At 45.7% G+C, this 15,155-nt stretch carries 14 protein-coding genes; 9 read left to right on the top strand and 5 right to left on the bottom strand.

Translation table 11 applies throughout. From position 1 onward, the window contains the following. Window positions 1-10 precede the first annotated feature (10 nt). From ACRD6K_RS08345 to ACRD6K_RS08335, 3 genes are all read right to left on the bottom strand, one after another. Window positions 11-3,145, bottom strand: a complete 3,135-nt coding sequence (locus ACRD6K_RS08345) for a PKD domain-containing protein (RefSeq protein ID WP_430972889.1) — start codon at window positions 3,143-3,145, stop codon at window positions 11-13. 90 nt (window positions 3,146-3,235) lie between these two features. Further along, complete coding sequence (locus tag ACRD6K_RS08340; protein WP_299577029.1) at window positions 3,236-4,222, bottom strand: dihydroorotate dehydrogenase-like protein; 987 nt, start codon at window positions 4,220-4,222, stop codon at window positions 3,236-3,238. A gap of 59 nt (window positions 4,223-4,281) precedes the next feature. Then, window positions 4,282-4,953 (bottom strand): YggS family pyridoxal phosphate-dependent enzyme, encoded by a 672-nt coding sequence (locus tag ACRD6K_RS08335; RefSeq protein WP_430972887.1) that lies wholly within the window; start codon window positions 4,951-4,953, stop codon window positions 4,282-4,284. 162 nt (window positions 4,954-5,115) lie between these two features. Between ACRD6K_RS08335 and ACRD6K_RS08330 the strand changes: the two genes are divergently transcribed. The 3 genes from ACRD6K_RS08330 (at window position 5,116) to ACRD6K_RS08320 (ending at window position 7,197) form a co-directional block, all read left to right on the top strand. Continuing rightward, a complete protein-coding gene (locus tag ACRD6K_RS08330) occupies window positions 5,116-6,057 on the top strand; it encodes an aminodeoxychorismate synthase component I (RefSeq protein WP_430972886.1) in 942 nt (313 codons plus the stop codon). Continuing rightward, window positions 6,041-6,649, top strand: coding sequence for an aminotransferase class IV family protein (locus tag ACRD6K_RS08325; protein ID WP_430972885.1), 609 nt, complete (start codon window positions 6,041-6,043; stop codon window positions 6,647-6,649). The genes ACRD6K_RS08330 and ACRD6K_RS08325 overlap by 17 nt, the downstream gene beginning before the upstream one ends. 176 nt (window positions 6,650-6,825) lie before the next feature. Further along, entirely contained in the window at window positions 6,826-7,197 is a 372-nt protein-coding gene (locus ACRD6K_RS08320; RefSeq protein WP_299577021.1) for a hypothetical protein, read from the top strand. A 115-nt stretch (window positions 7,198-7,312) separates the two neighbouring features. Here ACRD6K_RS08320 and ACRD6K_RS08315 read toward each other — a convergent pair whose 3' ends face one another. Beyond that, window positions 7,313-8,452, bottom strand: a complete 1,140-nt coding sequence (locus tag ACRD6K_RS08315; RefSeq protein ID WP_430972883.1) for an App1 family protein phosphatidate phosphatase — start codon at window positions 8,450-8,452, stop codon at window positions 7,313-7,315. Between the two features lie 58 nt (window positions 8,453-8,510). Here ACRD6K_RS08315 and ACRD6K_RS08310 point away from each other — a divergent pair, with 58 nt between their 5' ends. The 6 genes from ACRD6K_RS08310 (at window position 8,511) to ACRD6K_RS08285 (ending at window position 13,139) form a co-directional block, all read left to right on the top strand. Then, the gene (locus tag ACRD6K_RS08310; protein ID WP_430972882.1) at window positions 8,511-9,455 is read left to right on the top strand and encodes a diacylglycerol/lipid kinase family protein; all 945 of its coding nucleotides are present in this window, start codon (window positions 8,511-8,513) and stop codon (window positions 9,453-9,455) included. A 155-nt stretch (window positions 9,456-9,610) separates the two neighbouring features. Further along, window positions 9,611-10,486 (top strand): YicC family protein, encoded by an 876-nt coding sequence (locus tag ACRD6K_RS08305; RefSeq protein WP_430972881.1) that lies wholly within the window; start codon window positions 9,611-9,613, stop codon window positions 10,484-10,486. Between the two features lie 35 nt (window positions 10,487-10,521). After that, window positions 10,522-11,091, top strand: coding sequence for a guanylate kinase (gmk, locus tag ACRD6K_RS08300; protein WP_299577013.1), 570 nt, complete (start codon window positions 10,522-10,524; stop codon window positions 11,089-11,091). Between the two features lie 9 nt (window positions 11,092-11,100). Further along, window positions 11,101-11,673 carry a nicotinate (nicotinamide) nucleotide adenylyltransferase gene (gene nadD, locus ACRD6K_RS08295; RefSeq protein ID WP_430972880.1) on the top strand — a complete coding sequence of 191 codons (573 nt, stop codon included), beginning with the start codon at window positions 11,101-11,103 and terminating at the stop codon, window positions 11,671-11,673. A gap of 143 nt (window positions 11,674-11,816) precedes the next feature. Beyond that, window positions 11,817-12,623 (top strand): 3-deoxy-8-phosphooctulonate synthase, encoded by an 807-nt coding sequence (gene kdsA, locus ACRD6K_RS08290; protein WP_430972879.1) that lies wholly within the window; start codon window positions 11,817-11,819, stop codon window positions 12,621-12,623. A 105-nt stretch (window positions 12,624-12,728) separates the two neighbouring features. Next, on the top strand, window positions 12,729-13,139 hold the full coding sequence (locus ACRD6K_RS08285; RefSeq protein WP_430972878.1) for a Dabb family protein: 411 nt from the start codon (window positions 12,729-12,731) through the stop codon (window positions 13,137-13,139). Here the strand turns inward: ACRD6K_RS08285 and ACRD6K_RS08280 are convergent. Then, window positions 13,136-14,422 carry a nucleoside recognition domain-containing protein gene (locus ACRD6K_RS08280; RefSeq protein WP_430972877.1) on the bottom strand — a complete coding sequence of 429 codons (1,287 nt, stop codon included), beginning with the start codon at window positions 14,420-14,422 and terminating at the stop codon, window positions 13,136-13,138. The genes ACRD6K_RS08285 and ACRD6K_RS08280 overlap by 4 nt on opposite strands. Window positions 14,423-15,155: the final 733 nt, after the last annotated feature.

The following is a 15,155-nucleotide window of genomic DNA, read 5'->3' as shown; positions in this document are numbered from 1 at the left end:
CAAACTCCTCCTAATAAACTAAAGTGACCGTCCCGGTTTGACGATGGCTTTTCCCCACGAAATCCTGATAAGCCAACACCCAGGTGTAAACACCGGTTGGTGCTGCCTGACCATTTTTCATGGTGCCATCCCAACCCACAAACTCATCCTTGGCCTCAAAGATCCGTTCTCCCCACCGATTAAAAATTTGCATGTGGTAACCGGCTTCCTCAACGCCAACGTGCTTGAGCAAGAACACCTGATTTTCAACACTTGAACTGTTCGGACTAAAAGCGTTGGGCGCAAAAATCCGATCGGGCGCTACTACTAACTTCTGAGTGGCTGTGTCGGTACATAGAAATTCATTTTCAGCAATCAGCTCCACCTCAAACCATCCCAGGCCGGAGTAACTGTATGCCGGCTCAAATTCAGCGGAGGTTCCTGCATTGTCGCCAAAATACCAAGCGTATCGCTGTGCAGCTTCACTTTCATTTTTAAAATGAACAAGCGGCTCCACAATACTGACTTCATTGGGATTCGCACTAAAAGCGGCAAACGGCTTGGGGTAAACCCGGATTGGAGCCTGTAGCCAAGTGGTGTCCTCACATCCGGTTAACGATGACCGGGCTATAGCAAACACGGAAAACTGCTGATCAGCGGTTTGAAACGTATTTGCCAATTCAGCCGAACCAGAAACAGCTCCCTCTCCCTGATCAAAATTCCAGGAGTAATTCAACTCATCTACAGCATCCACCGGCATTGCCTGAAAATTTACCTCCAAAGGCGAACATCCCTCCAGCACATCAGCCGACAATTCAACCCAGGGCTTTCGCCTAAACGTAAAATTCCGAAGCTCACTTTCACAGCCAAACTCAGTGGTTATCTGAAGTCCGAGGCTGGCCTGCGGCTGAATCAATTTTAGCAGAAAAGGCCCCTGCCCCTTCCCCGGATCCTGTAAAACCTCTTCCGCCCCCAGAGCCGATAAATCCCAATGATAAGTATCCTGTGAGTTGGCAGTTCCGGTATACCGAACCTCGAACTGGTGCGGGAAACAGGAATCCGGATCAAGATTCGTCTGTACCGTAGGTTCCGGCCTTACTTTAATGAAGTCTTCTATTAAGCCAAAATTTTCGCAGCCTTCCTCCGAAACAATTCGCAAGCCCACATCATAAAAACCATCCCCGGTATAAGTATAATCCGGGGCTTGCACCTGGCTTACCCCACCGTCGCCAAAGAACCAGATAAACTCTGAAACCGGCTCACTCGTTTCAGCTAAAAATTCAGCCAGAAAAGGCTCACACCCTTCATCATCCACCACACTGATTTCAATATTTGGAATGACTTTAATGTGTTCCCATAAAGTATCACTCAGGCAGCCCCCTTCATTCACCATCAGGCCCAGCTTCCGGTTATCGCCCCGGTCAAAGCCCAACGCAACGGCAACCTCGGTTAGTCCAATACCTTTGGCGTAAATGGAATCCAAGAAAAACCAGGAGTAGTTTGCATCCAATGTTCCATCACCTGTGTAAACAACATCCAGGTTGTAACCATAACATTCCGATTCATCAATGCTGAAATCGGTCGTTGGCGTTTTGTAAAAACTCAGATCCAACGAATCCTTGGTCACACATCCGTATTGGTCTGTTACCGTCAGGTAGGTTTTATAAGTTCCCCAATCCGTAACATTGGCTTGTGCAGGGGTGTTGTTAACTGAAAAATCCAAGGCTGAAGTTAGTGGCTGCCAAGCCAACTGTCCCTTATCCAAATCAACTGTTATTTCAGCAGTTTTCGAATCGCAGAATAAAGTATCGGTATCCGTCAGGTCAATTTCAGGATAGGCATGTACCGTCACCTTTACCTCTTCCGTGGTTGAGCAGGCAAACTCATTCTCACCCCGTACCTGGTAAACTCCGGCCTCTGAAGTAAAGAACGCTTGCTGGTCAAAGCCGGTATTCCACTCATAAAGTGCATGACTGCCAGCATCTAATTCGGTGCTGTCTCCCATGCAAATATGCCGGTCTCCTTCAAAATCCACAACCGGAACAGGATTCACAATCACCCTAAAGTAAGCGGAATCCGCGCAAACTCCGTTTCTCGACACCACCTTGTAAACCGTTGTTTCCATCGGCCGGGCAATCGGATTGGAACTGTTTGGATCGTCCAAGCCTGTTTTTGGAAACCATTCATAAGAACCGATAAATTCCTGATTCAAGCGAACTTCTTCATTTTTACAAATAGTTTTTACCGTATCCGTATCAAATTGAATATTCCAAACATTGATTTCCAAGGTAGCTGACAGGCTAATTTCCGGGTCCCCTTCCATTCCTCCAAACTCAACAATATAGCCTTGCGGAAAATAATATCCATCACCCCCTCCATCGGGCAGGTCATTCCATGATTTATCTTTGTAAGCCGGATTCTGATTGATGTGGGCATAGTCCTCATCCCCCAAATTATTAGGCTCGCCTGAACTCCAAAACGAATACTCACCATTAACAGGAGCCCCATTATAATTGCCTCGCCAAAACAAGGTTCGGTCGGCAGCAGGCCCGGTCACCCAACGCCAGTCTCCCTCTTTTTGTGCATCACTGGCACCAATCCACCCCACTCCCTGCACTTTGGTCCAGATAAAATCATTTTCCGACTTCGACTTGATTGTGGCCAAATAGCCCTTTAAGTTGTGGTATCTTTTGGCCTCTGCCGCAAGCTTGGCATCGGTCCAGGAGATTCCGGGACTGCTGATGTATTGATAGAAATGCCCTGTGGCAGGTAAGTAATCGGCATCCTGCAAAGTAATGGCAATGGATCGTGTCCCATTGGTTGGTGAGTCAGCAAGGTTGGTATAAACAATACGCTGTATCGCCTCCTCGTACGCTGCAGCCGTGGCTGCTCCGGTCAAGAAAAGTGTCCCAAGCTCAGAATCCCATCGCCCGGAAATGTTGGTGGTTTCAACCAGACTCAGCTGATCTTCTCCCTGAATGTAGTTTGAAATTGAAACTTTCAGTCCATCTTCTACGGCATCGCCTTCAATGCGGATGCGCTCCCCAAATTCAACAGGTTCTCTGCAATAATCAACCGGTGGCAAAGCAATGGAACTGATTTCAGGCTGAGCCAATAACAATTGGCTGCAAAAAACAAATCCGATGACCAGCACATTCCTTTTCATAAAACAGATGTTATAATGATGTCCTGGTCATCAGAGATAAGTTAGTTGTTCGTTATACAAAACCGGAGTGGAGCATTCAGGCTCCGGCCTCTAGTTTCTGGAAGAGAAATATTTCATAAACTGCGAACGCTCATACATCATCGGATCTTTAATCCGGGCATACGACAAGCGACCTCTGAAAGCATCGATGGTTTCAAAATTCCACTTATCCATAAAAGCCTCCAGATCTTTCAAGATCCCATTAATCACCTGAGCGCCTTCAATATAAACTACCGAACACAGTTGAGCCACCTGAGCGCCAGCTAACAATTGTTTGGCCACAGCAGCGCCATCATGAATTCCGGTTGAAGCCGCTATTTCAAGCTTAGGAAGCGCAGCGCTAACCAAACCAACCCAACGCAGTGAACGACGGATATCAGACGGTTCGCTAAAAACTTCGGAAGCCGAAAGCTCAAGCTTATCCAGGTTGATGTCCGGCTCGTAAAAACGGTTAAACATGGTTACGGCAGCCGCTCCATTGGCTTTCAGTTTTTCGGCCATAGAAACCAGGTTTGAAAAGTAAAACCCGATTTTTACGGAAACCGGAATGCTAACCTCTTTCTTGACTTTAGTAAGTACATCAACATACAACTGCTCAATCTCTTCGCCTGACTGATGACGATCAGTTGGTACAACAAAAAGGTTCAACTCCAGCGCATCGGCACCCGCTTTTTCAAAATCATGGGCAAAGCTGGTCCACTCCTTGGCTGTCACGCAGTTGATGCTGGCAATAATTGGAATCGAAACCGCACTTTTTGCTTCTTTGACCAATTCCAGGTGAGCCGTAATGGAATTGTTGCGCGTATAATTCCAGATGTAATCTTCGGCTTCCGGATATAAATTTTGTGGGTCTTTGTTAATCAAATGACTAACCTCGCTGTTAATTTGCTCTTCAAAAATAGATTTTAGTACCACCGCTGCAGCACCCGCCTCTTCCAGTGCTTTAATCTTTTCAACAGTATTGGTTAAGCCAGAACTGGCTACAACAATAGGGTTTTTCAATTTTAACCCCATATATGTGGTTTCTAAGTTTGCCATATCTTTCTCTTTTTTAATTATCCGAATATATTAAAAAAACCGCTCTAATTTCATGTTATTCAATGGTAGTCCCGTTCGCCAAATATTTTACTCCCCACCCGAACAATGGTACTCCCCTCTTTAACAGCCAGTTGATAATCACCCGACATCCCCATTGAGATTTCACAAAAAGAAGGTTGATCCTTAAAATAGCGGGTTTTCAATTCATTAAAGATCGTCTTAAGCGAACGAAATTCTTTGCGAATCTGGTTCTCATCATCGGTATAGGTAGCCATTCCCATCACCCCCCGCACCTCAACATTGTCGAGCAAAGCAAAAGTTTCGCTTTCCAAAAGTTCTTCAGCTTCAACCAGGTTCAAGCCAAATTTTGTTTCTTCCTCAGCAATATGAAACTGAAGCAGGCAAGGGATTACCCGCTTGTTTTTTTGTCCTTCCTTATTGATGGTTTTCAGCAGCTTCAACGAATCAACACCATGAATCAAGCTCACAAAAGGAGCCAGGTACTTCACCTTATTGGTTTGCAGGTGCCCGATAAAGTGCCATTCGATATTCTTGGGCAAATCCTCATACTTTTGCACCAATTCCTGCACCTTATTCTCTCCGAAAACCCGTTGTCCGCCTTGGTAAGCTTCCAGAATGGCTTCTTTGGGTTTGGTTTTCGACACCGCTACCAGACAAACATCGCTGGTAATTTCCTTTTTAATGCGTTCAATATTCTCCGTAATTTCCATATTTAATAATGTGTAGCACAAATTTACTAAAGCAGGTTCAATTGCACCGGTAAAATTCGCTAATTTTAAGGCTGAATCAAAATACGGCGCTCTCTGTTTTCAGGGCATTTTCCTATCTTTGAGCCCTCCATGAACACCGGCAAACAAGATACTATTTTAAGGATGAACGCGTTGGGGCAAGCCAGGCGTCCCTTTGTTTTTCTGATTGACTTCGACTTTAAAAAACCAATCGTATTGGAATGGGAAGAAAGCCAGAGCCAACTGCTGTGGCAAACCCCCAAACATACCAATTTTAAAGAGCAGAAACCCATTAACCAGCCCTTTCGCTGGAAAGTGCTTCCGGTTCATTACGGACGCTACCAAAAAGCCTTTGATTTGGTTCAGCGCCACATCCATAACGGCGACAGTTATTTGCTTAACCTGACCATGCCCAGTGGCATTGAAACCAACCTGAGTCTGGAGGATATTTTTCATCAAAGCCATGCGCCCTACAAAGTCATGCTGAACAAGAAATTTGTATGCTTTTCCCCGGAAATTTTTGTCCGGATTGAAAACGATGAAATTTCCTCATACCCCATGAAAGGCACCATTGATGCAAACCTGGAAAATGCCGCATCCATTCTGATGAACGACACCAAAGAACTGGCCGAGCACAGCACCATTGTTGATCTGATTCGAAACGACATCAGCATGGTAGCCGACCAGGTGCAGGTGGAAAGATTTCGCTACCTCGACCACATCAAGTCCAACCGGAACGAACTGCTGCAGATGAGCTCAAAAATCACCGGGAAGCTTCAGCCCCATTACCGCAAAAACCTGGGCGACTTGATGGCCAAACTTTTGCCTGCCGGTTCAATTTGTGGTGCCCCCAAGAAGAAAACCGTGGAGATTATTAAAGCAGCCGAAAACTACGACCGCGGTTATTATTCCGGCGTGTTTGGTGTTTTTGACGGAAAAAATCTCGATAGCTGCGTGTTAATTCGTTACCTTGAGCAGCAAAACGAAAAGCTGATTTTTAAAAGTGGCGGTGGAATTACCTTCCAAAGCGACTGTCAATCGGAATACGAAGAACTGGTAAAAAAAGTCTATGTCCCTCTTGCTTGAAACCCTCAAACTGGAAAACGGCAAACTCCAAAATTTGCCTTACCATAACCAGCGGTGCAACAAAGCCCGGCAGGAACTCTTTTCATTGCCCGGACAAGACTTAAGCGAACGCATTACGATACCCGAAAACTGTCGGAACGGAATCTTTCGTTGCCGGGTGCTTTATAGTGAAAACATTGAAAAAGTGGAGTTCATTCCCTGGCAGGCCCGGTCGATCCAATCGCTGCAACTGGTTTATGACGACCAGATCAGCTACAGCCACAAGTTTGCCGACCGTTCCCGCTTAGAAGCTCTTTACAACCAGCGCGGAACTGCCGACGAAATCATCATCGTTAAGCAAGGATTGGTTACCGACAGTTTTATTGCCAACTTGGTGTTTTTTGATGGGGAAAAATGGGTTACTCCTGCTCAACCATTATTGCAAGGTACCCAACGTCAAAAATTACTCGATGAAGGGCAAATTCACGAAGCCATCATCACCGATAATGAGCTGTTTGAATACCAAAAAATAGGTCTGATCAATGTTTTTTACAACTTGTATAACATGCCTGTGCTCGAAACCTCCCAAATCAAAAAAGCAACTACCCGCTAATAGTCAATCAAATAACAAAGAGCCTCTTTTTTGTTTCGCAATTTTATACCGTTCGAAACAAAAAAAATAGTGAGCATGCTATCAAACCTATTTTTTTATTGAGTCATTTTCGTATTTTTCGACAAGATTAAAACTTAAAAAATAAGGTAAAAACTGCCTTCTTTGGCGTAAAATATATGGAGGATAAAACAATGGCTGTCAATAAACCAAGAGTAATAAAAGACTTTGAAAAGCTGGAAAACAAAATCCAGGAGCAGATCAAATTAGTGTATCCGGAAGGGTTCAGCCAACACTTAATTACCTTTACCAATAAAGATGGCTTGCTGGTAAGCGCCCTGCCATTCGAAACGGATGAAAAATACTATTTGGTTCGAATGACAACTCAGCAAGCCGAGGACATTATCAGCGATGATGATGATTACGATGATGATGGCACCCTGAAAGATGAATCGCGCTCGGAGTATGAAGACAAATACGCCGAGTTGGACTACATCGCCGAAAATCTGGGCGACAACGATGATGATGAGGACAACGATGATGAGGCCTAAACGAATACCTTATTAAAAGGAAAAAAGGATTGCCGGTGGCAATCCTTTTTTGTGCTTAGCGTTCAAATCCCGAGAGTCGATTTAAAAATGAGAAGAGCTTCTATCATGTGCGACCTCATCGTAAAGAATCTTCCTCAGCATCAAGTACGATACCTGCTTCTGAATCTGCTGCTATTAATTTATTTTCTATCGCGTGGCGAGCCGCCTCAACGGTATCGTGAGCCAAAATCATAGGCACATGGAGCAGCTCTAACCGGGCTTTAATTTCACTCAGTCGTCTGTATCTTCCTTTCTTTCTCACCACCCGAATGTAAATCGCCCGAATACGACTCGGGTACTCTTTGGCAATTTGAGAGTAAATTTCCGGATCGTGCTGTCCATTATCGCCAATCAGGATGAAGGACATACCGGGATAGGTATCAAACAGCACTTTAATTTTTCGATACTTATGCTGATGATCGCCACCGCCCGATTTCCAGAACTTCAAAATATTCACCTTCAACTCGCGTAACAAAAACACCCCTTTGGGGAAACCGTTGTAAATGCAAAAATCTTCCAACAAATCGTACAAATTCCACTCGCTGCTCGACACGTAGAAAAAAGGATTGAATTGCTTCCCATCCCGGCCAACATGCAGTGCCCGATAGAAAGCGGCCACCCCCGGAAAAGGTTTGCGCGTACGCGAATTCCGCCATAACATCAACCATAACTTGCGCAGGGCTTGTGTTGCGTGACTAACTAAAATGGTATCATCTACGTCCGACACCACGGCAAATTCGCAATCTGATCCAGGAATCAGAATTTCACCCCGGGTACTCACCTGCCGGTCATCTTCCGTAATGTCTGAGTGAAGCGTGGCAACATAAAGAATCCATTCGGACTTTTTCTTTGACGCCAATGAAACCGTGTCAAACCTGACTTTAAACAGGCCCGTGTCGCCGGTAGTCGCTTCCTGCCGTTGCCCGTCAACATCAATAGTAACAAGCGCCCCCGGAATTTCATCACTTGAGTAGCGTTTAATCATCGCAAGCAGATTCTCCCATCGGGTGTGCTTCTCATCTGGCTTGGCCATTCCCTTGTCTTCGGTCACATAACCACTCACCAACAAGGTTTCACCATCACCATACCCGTGGTAAGGGATAATAATGGGCACCCTCAGCCAGCCCAAACGGTACTTGACAAACAATTTGATGCGCTTATAAACACTTTTTGTAATCTTCTTAAAGTATCGAAATGTTTTTGGTGCCTTAACCATAAGTCTACTTTTTTGGCATGAGTTTTATAGCTTACAAACAAAAAAAGATGCATAACATATGCCAAACAAGTCATTGAACAAACCGCAAAGAATCCTATTTATAGTCAACCCAATTGCGGGTGACATCGTTAAAGATGACCTTAAAGAAAAAATTGAAACATTTTCGGAGAAACGAAATTTTGCTTTTGAAATTCAGTATACTAAAGGCGAAAAGGACAACCAGCTCATTGCTGAAGCAATCCGGAGATTTGCCCCGGACAAAGTCGTAGCTGTTGGTGGTGACGGGACCAGCAACCTGGTCGCCAAAATTCTGATCAAGGAAAAAATTATCATGGGAATAATCCCCATGGGCTCAGCCAATGGGCTGGCCAGAGAACTGAACATTCCGCAAACCCTGTCTGATGCTCTGGAAGTGGTTGCAGCCCGGAAAACAAGAGCCATCGACACAATAACAATCAACGGCACGCACTTGTCGCTTCACCTGGCCGACATTGGCATAAATGCTCAGGTTATCAAACGTTTTGAACGCGACAGCATCCGGGGTTTTACAGGTTACGCCAAACATTTCATCCAAGAGCTTTTTGCTGCTAAACCCTTCAAATTTGCAGTAACGCTGGATCAAAAAAAAATCACCCAAAAAGCACATATGGTGGTCATAGCCAATGCAACAAAATATGGAACAGGTGCCGTCATCAATCCCCGGGGAAACATCAGCGACGGGCAGTTTGAAATCATTTTTGTCCGTCCCTACTCCATGTGGCATTTATTTCAAATGATCATTCCCTTCTTCACCCACAAAATTCACGAATTAGACTATATTAAAAGCTTTAGTGCCCAAAAGGTGACCATCCATAATTACGGTAAAAAGGAACTCCAAATTGATGGGGAACTTATTGGACGCTTAAAGGAGATAAACGTGGAAATAAATCCTCAGGCGCTGGAAATACTAATCCCGGAACGTCGCAGCAAATATTTCTTTTCAAGCTTAACTGACGAAACCTGATTTAAGTTTCCGATGAAACAATGCCACGCTCAACCAACAAAAATCCAGGATTCCAACTTTCTCCGTCAAGCCCTGCATGACCTTAAAAACTTACTTGAGCATGCCCTTGAACTCCTATTAAAATATTAACTTTGCAGGCAACTAAAAATTACCGCATGATCAAATCGATGACTGGCTACGGAAAAGCCGAATTTGAAACCGGAAACAAAAAAATTACGATTGAGCTGAAAACACTGAACAGCAAGCAACTGGATATTAACTCCCGGATACCGGCCCTTTACCGTGAAAAGGATATTGTAATACGGAAAGAAATCAATGAAAAACTGGTGCGCGGAAAAATGGATTTCTCGCTTTACTTGGAAAACCTGGGTACCGAGAGTAATTCAGCCATCAACGAAAACATTGTAGCAGCCTATTACCGCCAGCTGAGTAGCATCCACGAAAAACTGGGTCTGCCCATTACCGACCAGATCATGCAATCCATTATGCGTTTGCCCGACACGGTAAAAACCGTTTATGAAGAACTGGACGAAAAAGAATGGGAAACCATTTTAGCCAATGTTCAAAAAGTAATTGCATCGGTTGATCAATTTCGGGCTCAGGAGGGCATTGCCCTGGAAAAGGACATTCGCTCAAACATTCAGGAGATCATGCAATTGATGGAACAGGTTGAACCCTTCGAAAAGCAACGGCTGGAAAATGTTAAAACACGTATTTCAGACAGCTTGAATGAGTTGAACCTGAATGGCAACTACGACCAGAATCGTTTTGAGCAGGAGTTGATCTATTATATGGAAAAACTGGACATCAACGAAGAGAAGGTGCGCTTGCTCAACCATTGCAATTATTTCCTGGAAACCATGGAAAGCCATGAAGTAGCCGGAAAAAAACTGGGTTTTATTGCACAGGAAATTGGTCGCGAAATCAATACCCTGGGAAGTAAAGCCAATGAAAGCAACATCCAGCGTATTGTGGTGCAAATGAAAGACGCCCTGGAGCGTATCAAAGAACAAATGCTAAACATCCTGTAAACGGGCACACAGCCATTTTTAGAATTTAGTTGAACATGAAAAAAGGTAAATTAATTATATTTTCGGCCCCTTCCGGAGCTGGCAAAACAACCGTTGTCAAACATCTGTTGAGTCAGAATTTGGGACTGGAGTTTTCGATTTCAGCCACCAGCCGCCCACCCCGCCACACCGAAACCCATGGCAAGGACTATTATTTCCTGAGCCAGGACGAGTTTCAGCAAAAGGTGGCCAATGGCGACTTTCTGGAGTGGGAAGAAGTTTACCCCGGAACAAGCTACGGTTCCTTAAAAGAGGAAGTGGAACGCATTCGTAACAAGGGGAAACACGTGGTGTTTGACGTGGATGTGGTTGGTGGAATCAACATCAAAAAATACTATGGCGACGAAGCGCTGGCCATTTTTATTCAGCCCCCTTCCATTGAGGAGCTGCGCAACCGGCTGGTCGGACGCTCAACTGATGCGCCCGAGGTAATTGAAAAGCGGGTGGAAAAAGCCGCTTACGAATTAACCTTCGCCCCCAATTTCGATGTAATCTTGGTTAGCGAAGAGTTGTCGGTTACCTTGGCCAATGCTGAGAAACTGGTTACTGATTTTATCCATCGCTAAACATCGGTTATGAAAGTTGGACTCTATTTCGGAACATTTAACCCCATTCATATTGGCCATTTAGCCATTGCCAACTACCTGGTTGAATTTTCTGAAATTGACCAGCTGTGGTTTGTTGTAAGCCCCCAAAGCCCGTTTAAAACCAAGCAAAAGCTGCTGGACAACTACCAGCGGCTTGAATTGGTCAATCGGGCCATTGGCAAAGATTATCGGTTTCAGGCTTCTTCCATCGAGTTCAACCTTCCCCGCCCCTCCTACACCATCGATACGCTGACGTATTTGAAAGACCAATACCCGTCGTATGATTTCTACCTGATCATGGGGGCGGATAACCTCGAATCGATTGATAAATGGAAGAATGTGGACATGCTGCTGGAGAACTATAAGCTGCTGGTTTATCCGCGTCCGGGCTTTGACAAAGATCAGCTGAAAAGCCATCCCAACATCCAATTTATCGATGCTCCGGTCATGGAAATTTCGGCTTCATTTATCCGAAAAGCCATTGCCAATGGCAAAGACATCCGGCACTTTATTCCACCGGCTACCTGGCATTATATCGAAGAAATGCGTTTCTATCAGTAAGTATCGCTTTCATAAGCTGGCGGCCTGGCAACGGGCTAGTTTTTCCGCTTACATCCGTCCTCCTGCTCTCAGCCGGTCATTATTCTGCCAGCAATTCCTTCAGGTTTCCTTGCAATTTGTATCTTCGCCTAAAAAAAGAGAAGATGATTCCAAAACTTAAACATGCCGGCAAAAATTTCCTCTTGCTGGCAGGTCCTTGTGTCATTGAAGGAGAATCAATGGCCTTTGATATAGCAGAAAAAATAGCCACCATTTGCGACCGGCTGGAAATTCCATTCGTTTTTAAAGGTTCGTACCGCAAAGCCAACCGCTCGCGGATTGACTCCTTCACAGGCATTGGCGACGAAAAGGCCCTGAGCATTCTGAAAGCTGTAGGCGAGAAGTTCAACATTCCTACCGTAACGGATATCCACTCGGCCAGCGAGGCAGCCTTGGCTGCAGAATATGTCGATGTGTTGCAGATTCCGGCTTTCCTGTGCCGCCAAACCGACTTGCTGGTAGCGGCAGCCGAAACCGGCAAAGTGGTAAACATCAAGAAAGGCCAATTTTTGTCGGCTGAATCCATGCAGTTTGCTGTTGGCAAAGTGCGCGATGCCGGCAACGACCATGTGATGCTTACCGAGCGCGGAACCACCTTTGGTTACCAGGACTTGGTGGTTGACTACCGGGGCATTCCGGTGATGAAGGCGAACAATTGTCCGGTGATTATGGACATTACCCACTCGCTGCAGCAGCCCAATCAAACCAGTGGTGTTACCGGAGGAAAACCCGAACTGATTGAAACCATTGCCAAGGCAGCGATGGCTGTTGGTGCTGATGGAATTTTTATTGAAACGCACCCCAATCCGGCAGTTGCCAAATCGGATGGAGCCAATATGCTGAAACTTGATCTGTTGGAAGACCTGCTGACCAAACTGGTTAAACTTAAACAGGTTGTTGATCAGCTGTAGGCCAACGCACAAAACCGTAAAAACCAGTAAGAGGCAGCTGAACACGATTCCACCAACTTAAGCGGACGTTTTCAGCTGTTTCTTCACCTAAAACCATAACTGATTATGAAAAATCGACGTTCATTCTTGAAGAAGTCACTGGCCGGAGCAAGTCTTTTAGCGGCTCCGCAATTGATCCATTCGGCTCCGGCAAATGGGATGCAAATTGCGCTGAAAGGCAGTTTCATGCACCAGGTTTATTTCTGGCTTAAACACCCGGAAAAGCCCGCCGATTGCAAACGCTTTGAGGAAGGCCTGCAACTGCTGGTCAGCATCTCCGAAATTAAAATGTACCACTGGGGCAAAGCTGTTGCGTCCAACCGCGAGGTGGTGGATGATTCGTTCAGCTATTCCTACCTGGTTGTTTTCGACAATCCGGCCGACCAGGAAACATACCAAACCCATCCGACTCATCTGAAATTTATTGAAGAGTATGGCGATTTATGGGAAAAGGTGATTGTTTACGATGCCCTCTAATGAAAGAACAGGTAAGCGATCAGAATCGCTGCAATAATCCCGGTAAGGTCAGCAATTAAGCCGCACACCACCGTATAGCGGGTTCTTGATATTCCGACCGCGCCAAAGTAAACCGCCAGGGTATAAAAGGTGGTTTCGGTTGAGCCTTGAAAAACCGAGGACAACAAGCCGGCAAAAGAGTCGGGCCCAAAACCGGGGTTATTGTAAATTTCGAGCATGGCGCCGCGTGCCCCGCTCCCACTCAACGGTTTCATCAAAGCTACGGGCAGGGCATCCACAAAGTCGGTGTTCAGCCCAACCAGCGAAACCAGTCCTTTAATGCCACTTATCACCAAATCCATGGCTCCCGATGCCCGGAATACGCCGATTCCGACCAACATGGCCACCAGGTAAGGGATGATTTTAATGGCCACATTGAACCCATCTTTCGCCCCGGTAATGAAGGAATTGTAAACGTCAATCTTCTTTCGAAATGCCAAAAAGATAAAAGAAATAATAATCAGAAAGATGATCAGGTTACCGCCAAAAGACGATACCTCGGTGATTTGCTCCTGTGTCATGCCGGAGAACCACCACAACAGGGCGGCAATCAAAGCGGTTGCTGTTCCAAGGTAGGCCAGCACGGTTTTGTTAAAAAGATTGATTCGTTGGTAGATTGATACCGAAATGAGACCGGCAAGGGTGGAGAAATAGGTGGCTAACAAGATGGGCAGGAAAACCACCGAAACCATTTGCGACTCAGCAGCCACCCGGTAAGCCAGAATACTCACCGGAATCACCGTCAGCCCCGAGGTATTCAGCACCAAAAACATAATCTGCGCGTTCGAGGCTTTGTCCTTTTCCACGTTCAGCTCCTGCAAGTCCTCCATGGCTTTCAGGCCCAGCGGTGTTGCCGCATTGTCCAGCCCCAGCATATTGGCCGAAAGGTTCATCATCATGGCCCCAATCGATTTATGATTTTTAGGCAGCTCCGGGAAAAGCTTGTTAAAAAACGGTCCGAAAATCCGGGCAATAATGTTCACCGCCCCCCCGTCTTCGCCAACTTTCATAATGCCCAGCCACAGCACCATTACACCGATTAACGCAATAATCAATTCGACACTGGCGGTAGCCATCGAAAAGGAGGCATCCACCATGTCCTTAAAAACATGCAGGTCAACTTCGGTGAAAATAATGCCCAGCGCATCGGCAAAAAAGTCGCGAAACAAATATCCCATCACGCGAATAAGAGCAACCACAAAGGCCACCAGAAAGAATCCGATCCATATGTAATTTAATACCATACCAATAAGCTTATTCAAAGCCCGGGAGCCGGGCACTCGATCTCAAAATTAAAACCGAAACTACAAAAAAAGCTTGAGAAATCGGGCATCAGCCTTCAAGTGCTTCCCTGTTCTGATCGCCAACGAACAGCGAATCGATAATTTTAAATGCTGAGTACCTGAGTTCCAATTCCGTCATTGCGAGCGAAGCGAAGCCATCGGTAGGCTATTGTCGGTTTTCAGATTGTACGTGACTTCCTACGTTCGTGCGTTCGTGCGTTCTTGAGCTCGTTCCTTCTCCTTTCTGCCTGTTTCCTTGCTCCTCTTAACCCATCCGTCCCGGTGCCCGGGACACCTTCCCTTCGAGAAGAGAAGGAAGTCCAACCACCAGCGTAAGGAGCGTTTTCGAATTGGATTAAAAATAGATTTTCGGATGTTCAGATTCTCAGATTGTGCGTGACTCCGTACGTTCATGCCTTCGTGCCTTCTTTCTTCGCGTTCTCTTAGCGACTTGGCGGTTAAAAGGTCAGTTATCGGTTATCAGTTATTCAGATTGTGCGTGACTTCCTACGTTCGTGCGTTCCTGAGCTCGTGAGCTCATGCCTTCTCCCTTCTGCCTGTTTCCTTGCTCCTCTTAACCCATCCGTCCCGGTTCCCGGGACACCTTCCCTTCGAGAAGAGAAGGAAATCCAACCACTAGCGTAAGGTGTGAAATCTTGTTCTTTCGGCGAAATAGAGAAGTTGGATGTTGACA

The organism is Sunxiuqinia rutila (genome assembly GCF_050589705.1).
GTDB lineage: Bacteria > Bacteroidota > Bacteroidia > Bacteroidales > Prolixibacteraceae > Sunxiuqinia > Sunxiuqinia rutila.
The sequence above is the reverse complement of the archived record's forward strand: the minus strand, read 5'-3'. Positions and strand labels throughout refer to the sequence as shown.

Bases quoted from the DNA above. Each gene is read 5' to 3' on its own strand.
- ACRD6K_RS08310 (WP_430972882.1), top strand. From the start codon at position 8,511: ATGCCAAACAAGTCATTGAACAAACCGCAAAGAATCCTATTTATAGTC.
- ACRD6K_RS08325 (WP_430972885.1), top strand. From the start codon at position 6,041: ATGTCCCTCTTGCTTGAAACCCTCAAACTGGAAAACGGCAAACTCCAA.
- ACRD6K_RS08315 (WP_430972883.1), bottom strand. From the start codon at position 8,452: ATGGTTAAGGCACCAAAAACATTTCGATACTTTAAGAAGATTACAAAA.
- ACRD6K_RS08285 (WP_430972878.1), top strand. From the start codon at position 12,729: ATGAAAAATCGACGTTCATTCTTGAAGAAGTCACTGGCCGGAGCAAGT.
- gmk (WP_299577013.1), top strand. From the start codon at position 10,522: ATGAAAAAAGGTAAATTAATTATATTTTCGGCCCCTTCCGGAGCTGGC.
- ACRD6K_RS08280 (WP_430972877.1), bottom strand. From the start codon at position 14,422: ATGGTATTAAATTACATATGGATCGGATTCTTTCTGGTGGCCTTTGTG.
- ACRD6K_RS08320 (WP_299577021.1), top strand. From the start codon at position 6,826: ATGGAGGATAAAACAATGGCTGTCAATAAACCAAGAGTAATAAAAGAC.
- ACRD6K_RS08345 (WP_430972889.1), bottom strand. From the start codon at position 3,145: ATGAAAAGGAATGTGCTGGTCATCGGATTTGTTTTTTGCAGCCAATTG.
- nadD (WP_430972880.1), top strand. From the start codon at position 11,101: ATGAAAGTTGGACTCTATTTCGGAACATTTAACCCCATTCATATTGGC.
- ACRD6K_RS08330 (WP_430972886.1), top strand. From the start codon at position 5,116: ATGAACGCGTTGGGGCAAGCCAGGCGTCCCTTTGTTTTTCTGATTGAC.
- ACRD6K_RS08340 (WP_299577029.1), bottom strand. From the start codon at position 4,222: ATGGCAAACTTAGAAACCACATATATGGGGTTAAAATTGAAAAACCCT.
- ACRD6K_RS08305 (WP_430972881.1), top strand. From the start codon at position 9,611: ATGATCAAATCGATGACTGGCTACGGAAAAGCCGAATTTGAAACCGGA.
- kdsA (WP_430972879.1), top strand. From the start codon at position 11,817: ATGATTCCAAAACTTAAACATGCCGGCAAAAATTTCCTCTTGCTGGCA.
- ACRD6K_RS08335 (WP_430972887.1), bottom strand. From the start codon at position 4,953: ATGGAAATTACGGAGAATATTGAACGCATTAAAAAGGAAATTACCAGC.